Annotated in this window: 8 protein-coding genes; 1 reads left to right on the top strand and 7 read right to left on the bottom strand. The window is 38.0% G+C overall.

Annotated features, from left to right (window positions below; all coding sequences use genetic code 11):
* Positions 1 to 185: 185 nt before the first annotated feature.
* On the bottom strand, positions 186 to 1,253 hold the full coding sequence (locus ACXYMX_RS08835) for an NAD(P)/FAD-dependent oxidoreductase (protein WP_459043884.1): 1,068 nt from the start codon (positions 1,251 to 1,253) through the stop codon (positions 186 to 188).
* A 249-nt stretch (positions 1,254 to 1,502) separates the two neighbouring features.
* On the opposite strand from ACXYMX_RS08835, the gene ACXYMX_RS08830 reads away from it, so the two are divergent.
* A complete protein-coding gene (locus ACXYMX_RS08830) occupies positions 1,503 to 1,739 on the top strand; it encodes a YuzB family protein (RefSeq protein WP_459043883.1) in 237 nt (78 codons plus the stop codon).
* A gap of 65 nt (positions 1,740 to 1,804) precedes the next feature.
* Here ACXYMX_RS08830 and ACXYMX_RS08825 read toward each other — a convergent pair whose 3' ends face one another.
* The 6 genes from ACXYMX_RS08825 to ACXYMX_RS08800 form a co-directional block, all read right to left on the bottom strand.
* On the bottom strand, positions 1,805 to 2,560 hold the full coding sequence (locus tag ACXYMX_RS08825) for a TIGR01457 family HAD-type hydrolase (RefSeq protein ID WP_459043882.1): 756 nt from the start codon (positions 2,558 to 2,560) through the stop codon (positions 1,805 to 1,807).
* A 1-nt stretch (position 2,561) separates the two neighbouring features.
* A complete protein-coding gene (locus ACXYMX_RS08820) occupies positions 2,562 to 3,011 on the bottom strand; it encodes a DUF86 domain-containing protein (protein ID WP_459043881.1) in 450 nt (149 codons plus the stop codon).
* Between the two features lie 76 nt (positions 3,012 to 3,087).
* A complete protein-coding gene (locus ACXYMX_RS08815; RefSeq protein ID WP_459043880.1) occupies positions 3,088 to 3,423 on the bottom strand; it encodes a YutD family protein in 336 nt (111 codons plus the stop codon).
* Positions 3,424 to 3,708: 285 nt separating this feature from the next.
* Positions 3,709 to 3,813: a methionine/alanine import family NSS transporter small subunit gene (locus tag ACXYMX_RS08810; protein ID WP_459043879.1), complete on the bottom strand. Its 105-nt coding sequence runs from the start codon at positions 3,811 to 3,813 to the stop codon at positions 3,709 to 3,711.
* A 12-nt stretch (positions 3,814 to 3,825) separates the two neighbouring features.
* The gene (locus ACXYMX_RS08805) at positions 3,826 to 5,367 is read right to left on the bottom strand and encodes a sodium-dependent transporter (RefSeq protein ID WP_459043878.1); all 1,542 of its coding nucleotides are present in this window, start codon (positions 5,365 to 5,367) and stop codon (positions 3,826 to 3,828) included.
* Between the two features lie 181 nt (positions 5,368 to 5,548).
* Complete coding sequence (locus ACXYMX_RS08800; protein ID WP_459043877.1) at positions 5,549 to 7,132, bottom strand: Na+/H+ antiporter NhaC family protein; 1,584 nt, start codon at positions 7,130 to 7,132, stop codon at positions 5,549 to 5,551.
* Positions 7,133 to 7,157: the final 25 nt, after the last annotated feature.

The following is a 7,157-nucleotide window of genomic DNA, read 5'->3' as shown; positions in this document are numbered from 1 at the left end:
CTGGAACGGAAAGCAACGGGGTATATTGGATAGCCATGTAAAAAGGACAGTCCTAGAAAATCAGTTTCACTGACTTCCCAGACCGTCCAAGAATAAAAAACATAATCGACTATAACTCTTCACCAACGTCATTTGACAAAGAACCGAAAAAACGTATTCTGGCATCAAGGCCAGAATACGTTTTTTTAACCATTATGCCACTTATACATCCATAGAACACCGGACTTTAATAGTCGAGCGATTCTACCCGTTACCGTTCGGTCGGCAAGATATGCAAATCCTTGCTTTTTCCCTAGCGAACCAAGAAAACCTTTTAATTTGATTTCTGGCATTGTCTCTGGAAGTGGTTCATTGTTCCAAACCAAACGGATAATACGTACAATTTGTTCAGCCTGCTCTTCCGCAACTTGCGCACTTGGTGCATATGGAAGTGAAGCACAGTCTCCAACAACATACGTATTTGGATAATCAGGAAGTTGGTGATGGAGATTCAATTTGACACGACCAGAATCGTCCTTCTCAGTATCAATATTATCTACCGGTGCAACCGGTCTAATCCCCGCTGTCCAAACAACCGCATCTACAGATATCGTTTCTTCGTGATTATGAAGTACATTCGGCTCTACCTTTGTAATATTCGAGTTCGAGACAACATCTACATTATGCTTATCGAACCAGCCTTTTACGAAACCACTAAGACGTTCTGGAAAATCCCTTAATATCCTTGGGCTACGATCGAATAACTTTATTTCAAGATCTGGTCTACTTTCACGTAATTCGCTAGCAAGCTCGATACCACTGAGTCCTGCCCCAACAATCCCAACTGTTGCACCCCCGGATAAACCAAGAAGCTTTTCATAAGTGATTCGAGATTTCCCTATAGATTGAATGCTATATGTATTTTCGGCTGCTCCCGGAACGTCATGATAGCGATCTTCACAACCTAAACCAATGACCAAATCATCATATGATATTTTCTGGCCATCTTCCAAATAAACTAGTTTTTCATCTGGATTAATTTCTGTAATTTCCCCGCCAATCACTTTCAACTGATCATGAACCGGAAGCGGTACTCGAACGACAGAATCTGATACAGTACCAGCAGCTAATGCATAAAATTCAGTTTTCAAGCTATGAAATGGTGTTCGATCGATCAGAGTAATTTCGACATCTGGCGGGAGATCTTTGGTTAATAGTCGTAACAATATACGCATATTTCCATATCCGGCACCTAACAATACAAGTTTTCTCATAATCTTCTCCTTCTTATTTAATTATGTCTTGGCAGCTTTACTTCTTATCCTTACTAAGTTGTACACGCGATGCACCGAAGACTTTATGTTTTTTGGGGATAGATAAATTCTCTACTGTGTAAAACGAACTGAATTCCTAATTTCTTCACTTTTGATTATAGCAGTTTGTGACAAGTTTCACAATAAGACACGTTAATTGACGATTACGTGAAAAAAGAGTAATCTTCGGTAGTAGGCGAGGTGATTTCCATGAATCCAATTGTTGAGTTTTGCATGAGTAATCTTGCGAACGGTTCACATAAAACTTTTGAAACATTAGAACGTGATCCAAGTATTGATGTTCTTGAATATGGTTGTTTGAGTTACTGTACTAAATGTATGGATTCGCTCTACGCCATTGTTAACGGTGAGATTGTTGAAGCAGACACACCTGAAGAACTAACAGAACAGATTTATCAATTCATTGAAAACAATCCACTTTTCTAAGAAAATTTAATAGTAACATATTGATACACAGAGAAGGCTACCCATACTAATACGGGTAGCCTTTTTTAGATTATAAGCGAATGGTAAAGGTGAGTCGGTTGGACTTCCTTTGCAAGTACTTCTTCCCTCGAAGTAACTCCCCCTTCAACATGAATCGTATCAATACCAAAATGAATGCCCGCAAGAATATCTGTATCGTAATTGTCACCAATCATGACCATATCACTTTTGGCAAAACCGTGTTCACTTTGAATCATCCGAAGCATTTGAGATTCTGGTTTTCCGATATATACTGGTGATTTTCCAGACGTCAGCTCAACTAGTTTCGCAAATGATCCATTCCCAGGGACAAGCCCTTTCTCAGTAGGAAATACAAGATCACTGTTTGTAGCGATAAAGTGCGCACCATTTCGAATTGCAATACTTGCATTTGCTAATTTAGCATACGTTATCTCTCTATCAATTCCCATAACAACAACATCGGGATTGTTATCCGTAAGGAAAAAACCTTCTTTTGTAAAAGCATCTTTTAATCCTTCTTCACCAATAATCATGACCGAAACGTCTTCATAGTTTTCTTTGCAATAGGTAGCCGCAGCAATTGCAGACGTCATAATTCGATTGCTTTTTACTTCCACTCCAAAAGATAATAACTTTTCTTGAATTTTTATCTGCGTCGCCGAAGAGTTATTCGTAATAAAAAAAGGTTCTAAACCATTCTTTTGTATCTTTTCAATGAATTCTACTGCCTCAGGAATTGGATTTACCCCTTTATAAACTGTGCCATCCAAATCAAGACAAATTGCTTTATACTTCTTCACATTAATTCTCCTCAGGTAAAAATGCCGACACGGGTCCGAGTTCATTTTCCAAATAGTGAAGTACACTCGCCGGGAATTTTTCCAAGGCGACTTTCGATTCTTTCAATACAGATTCTATTTCATTAACATCTACTTTTATAAAATCTCGTACAATCATTTTTCTTAAGCCAATCACTTCTTTTAATGGTTTAGACATTTCAGGAGTAATTACTCGCTCATCTTCCATAATGTCAATAATATCATCGTATCCACCTGGGTCACGCATGATAAAACCATCAATCATCGTATTTCCCACATCTATTAGTGATTCAATTAGTACATGCGTCAAACGTGCAAGAGCAAGCGCTTCAACTAGATTCGCGTTCCAACTTTTTTTCTCATTGCATAAAGCAAGTAATTCTTCCATATGCGTAAGTGTTTGGCTGATTTTATTTCTATCAATAAAGTACATTAACATTCCTCCCAATTGTTCGTTAGCACCTTCAATACTACCACATTATTTGCTCAAATAAAAAACGCTCTAGATCTTATTGATCTTCAAGCGTTTCCGATATTTCCTCTATTTCTGGTACAGTAACCGCTTCTTTGACCCGACTTCCTTTTTTCAAAACGAAGTGTGCGCAGCCAAAATTACAGTATTCATATAAATAGTCTTGTAAAGTACTGATTTTCGTTTCATACGTTGCTTTCTGATTTCGATCGTCAAAGAAACCTTTCAATCGAAGTTGACCATATCCCCAATCTCCAAGAATATAATCGTATTTCAATAATACATCGCTATATCGCTCATTTAAAATTTCCTCATTAAAACCTTCACGAAAGTTTATTAATAGGTCATATTCCCAATTGTCTAAAACTATCATTGTTTCACCGCCACATTTATATAGTCGAATCAATAGATATTTCTTTACGTAGCTAACACACACTTTAACAAAGATACGCTTTAAAATTGATCGTTCATAGATCCTTTTGATGCTGATTTTCATGACTCACTTTGTATCATTCACTCCTGTCAATGTATCATAAATCCATATTTCTAACAACTGAATATACATTTTTGTTGTTAATCAGAAAGAAAGCGCCCAAATAATATGGGCGCATTTCAAGTTCGTTTTTTTAATTTTACTTCTTAATTCTAAAATAGAATACTACCGGCTCTTTGCCTTTCTAATTGCATGCATAACACTAAATCCGAGCCCTCCCCATATAATGAGGATTCCAACAATCATCATTAAAATTGCACTTCCACTCATAGTGAAACCCCCTTAGTCGTTTTCATAATCTGTAGTCTCATGCGTATTTTTCTTCCACTTCATCATTGTAAAGATGACCGCCATAGCAACAGCAAAGATTGCAACGGACCAACCACTCATCATAGTAAATGAATCCGAATATCCTTCATAGTTCCCGATAATGTTACCTTCACCATCTTTATGCTGTTTTAAAAGGTTCACTTTTAAGAGTCCAAACATCATGTAACCAAGTACGATAGGTGTAATAACGCCTAAACAAATCTTCCACCATGCTCCGATTTTAATATCCGAAACAGAGTTTGCATGATCTTTGAATACGTCAAGCTTTCTAAACACCCAAGCGATTAATACAACTTCAACGAGTCCAATAGCTGCAACACCAAATTGGTTGATAAAGTAATCCGCTGCGTCTAAGAAGAATAGTCCTCCACGTGTTGCAAATAACGTAGATATGACTGTTGCAGAACCAACTGTGATAACTACAGCTTTTCTTCTAGAAAGATCGAACTTATCTCTCACACCCGCAATATACGTTTCACTAATTGAAATTAGAGACGTAATCCCTGCTAATGTCAGTGACAGGAAGAATGCAGCTCCGAATAGTCCATTCATACCTGGCATCTGATTGATGATTTGCGGGAATACTACAAAGGCCAGCCCTACTCCTGCAGTAGCAACTTCTGCAACAGGAACATTGGCTTGAGTCGCCATAAATCCAAGTGCTGCGAAAATTCCAATTCCAGCTAAAAGCTCAAAACTTGAATTCGCAAACCCTGTAATAAATGCGTTGTTCGTAATATCTGATTTTTTAGGTAAATAACTTGAATAAGTTATCATAATTGCAAAAGCAATGGATAAACTGAAGAAAATATGGCCATAGGCTGCAACCCAAACTACCGGATCCATAAGTTTCGTCAAGTCAGGTTTAAAGAATGCATCTAGCCCTATTGCTGCTCCGTCAAGAGTTACTGCTCGTATAACAATAAGCAGAAAAATAATTGTTAGAGTTGGGATAAAAATACGGTTTGCTAGTTCAATCCCTTTTTGAACTCCCGCTAATAAAATAATAAATGCGATTAACCAAACTAGTAATAGTGGGAATAAAACACCTGGAACAAAACCGCCTGCTTGCCCTGGAACTTCAGCAAGGTTTAACACATCTCCGAATAGAAAACTTCCTGTGTCTTCTCCCCAAGATAATTTAAAGGAGTAGACCGTGTACTTCATCGCCCAAGCAATGATAACCGCGTAGTAAACAGAAATGACGAAGGAGACGAATATCCCCCACCAACCGATCCATTCTGCTTTTTTACCACCCATTCTAAAAAACGAGAGTGCTGCTGAGCCACGATACTTATGACCCATTGTAAATTCCATAATTAAAATCGGTATACCTGCAGTTAGTAATGCAAATAAATAAGGTATAAAGAATGCCCCTCCGCCATTTTCGTATGCTACATACGGAAACCGCCAGATGTTACCTAATCCTACTGCAGAGCCAACAGCCGCTAGAATGAATCCAGCTCTTGTACCCCACTGAGAGCGTTGCGCCATACTTATTTCCTCCTTTTCTTCCCCAAAAATTATTAGGGGTTAGTAAACTCTATTTTCTAACTATTCTATATAATATGTATTATAGGTTACTATCAGACTACTGTCAAAACATTTTTTAATTTAAGAGCTATTAAAATATAATAAAAAAGCAGTGGATACCCACTGCTTTTTTATACCCTAATCACCTAGGTAGGCTTAAATTCATTTGTTTTGCCTTGATTGTCCAAGCGGTAAAAAGTACCATCAAGATAACAATTACCATAATTAAACCCAGCCAAATAGAACCAGTAATCCCTAAAACAATGTAACCTGTAACAGCAATAGATGCACTTATGAGCGCATAGGGCAATTGGGTTGTTACATGATCAATATGGTTACACCCTGCTCCAGTTGAAGATAGTATTGTTGTATCTGAGATGGGAGAACAGTGATCTCCAAATACCGCTCCTGCGAGAACTGCTGAAAGTGCAGGCAACAACAATTCAGGGGCGGCATCCAACATAATTGTTCCTGCAATCGGCATTAATATTCCGAATGAACCCCAAGAAGTGCCTGTTGAAAATGCCATTATTCCAGCTAAGATGAATAGAATCGCAGGGAGATAAGCAACTGGAAGGTTCGCATTTATTACTACTTCAGATAAAAATAGACCTGTATCCAGCTGATCAATTAATTCTGTTAATGCCCATGCAAAAATTAATATAAAAACGGCTGGCAACATTGCTTTAATCCCACTTGTAACAGCGCGACCCATTAGGGAATAACTTGCAGTGACGTTTTTCTTCATTTGAATCATATAAAATACAGCAGCAAGTAAAGTCCCTGCAAGGCCACCAATTACAAGTGAAAAAGGAACATTTGTGTTTTCAAAAATTGACCATATAGTTACCGAAAGGTCAGCGGACACACTAGCTTTATACCCAGTCCAAATCATCGTCATTAGCGTTGCTAAAACCAAAGTTATTATTGGCGCAATAAGATCACGCACCCGTCCATATGAATGAATTGGAAATTCCTCTTTTAACTGACCTGGAATCTCTTTTTTCGGATCAAACAATTGACCCGTTTCATTTGCCCTTTGCTCATGCTTTTTCATTTCAAAGAAATCGATATTTGTCCAAGCAAGGAAAAACACAATAGAAAGCGTCGTTACTACGTAGAAATTCATAGGCGCCATTAGAACAAAAGCTGAAAGTGGCGAATAAGAAACCGCCGCTCCTCCAAAAATTAGCGCTAATTGTCCGATCAAAAAAGCCCCCCAACTTGAAATGGGTGAGATAACGCAAATAGGTGCAGATGTCGAGTCAATAAAATAAGCCAGTTTGGCTCTTGAAATTTTATGTTGATCTGTAATAGGACGAGCTATTTGCCCAACTGCAAGCGCATTGAAATAGTCATCGACAAAAATTGAGATGCCTAGAAATGCTGTTAATAACTTTGCACCCCTCTTTGTTTTCACACGATGCACTGCCCATTCTGCAAACGCCTGGCTTCCACCTGATAAACTAACGAATGCGGTAAGTACTCCTAGCAACAAAATAAATGTCATAATATAAATATTATAAGTATTTAACTGACCACCGCTCCAGAATGACACAATCATCGCATTCCAAAATATTATTAAAAAGTCTCCAATTGCAAACGATGCTACAATTAATGCTGCCACTATAATTCCTGAGCCAAGTGACAAAAGAACTCGCCGAGTAAGCAATACCATAACGATGGCTACTAATGGCGGTAAAATCGATACCCATGTTCCAATCATTTTTATCCCTCCGTATAAATTAAGA

Source organism: Sporosarcina sp. CAU 1771, from assembly GCF_054482775.1.
Note: the sequence above shows the minus strand (reverse complement) of the source record. Positions and strands in the feature narration are given on the sequence as shown.

What these genes read in the sequence shown, in the direction of transcription:
- ACXYMX_RS08810 (WP_459043879.1), bottom strand. Translation starts at nt 3,813, where the DNA reads ATGAGTGGAAGTGCAATTTTAATGATGATTGTTGGAATCCTCATTATA.
- ACXYMX_RS08820 (WP_459043881.1), bottom strand. Translation starts at nt 3,011, where the DNA reads ATGTACTTTATTGATAGAAATAAAATCAGCCAAACACTTACGCATATG.
- ACXYMX_RS08805 (WP_459043878.1), bottom strand. Translation starts at nt 5,367, where the DNA reads ATGGCGCAACGCTCTCAGTGGGGTACAAGAGCTGGATTCATTCTAGCG.
- ACXYMX_RS08815 (WP_459043880.1), bottom strand. Translation starts at nt 3,423, where the DNA reads ATGATAGTTTTAGACAATTGGGAATATGACCTATTAATAAACTTTCGT.
- ACXYMX_RS08835 (WP_459043884.1), bottom strand. Translation starts at nt 1,253, where the DNA reads ATGAGAAAACTTGTATTGTTAGGTGCCGGATATGGAAATATGCGTATA.
- ACXYMX_RS08800 (WP_459043877.1), bottom strand. Translation starts at nt 7,132, where the DNA reads ATGATTGGAACATGGGTATCGATTTTACCGCCATTAGTAGCCATCGTT.
- ACXYMX_RS08830 (WP_459043883.1), top strand. Translation starts at nt 1,503, where the DNA reads ATGAATCCAATTGTTGAGTTTTGCATGAGTAATCTTGCGAACGGTTCA.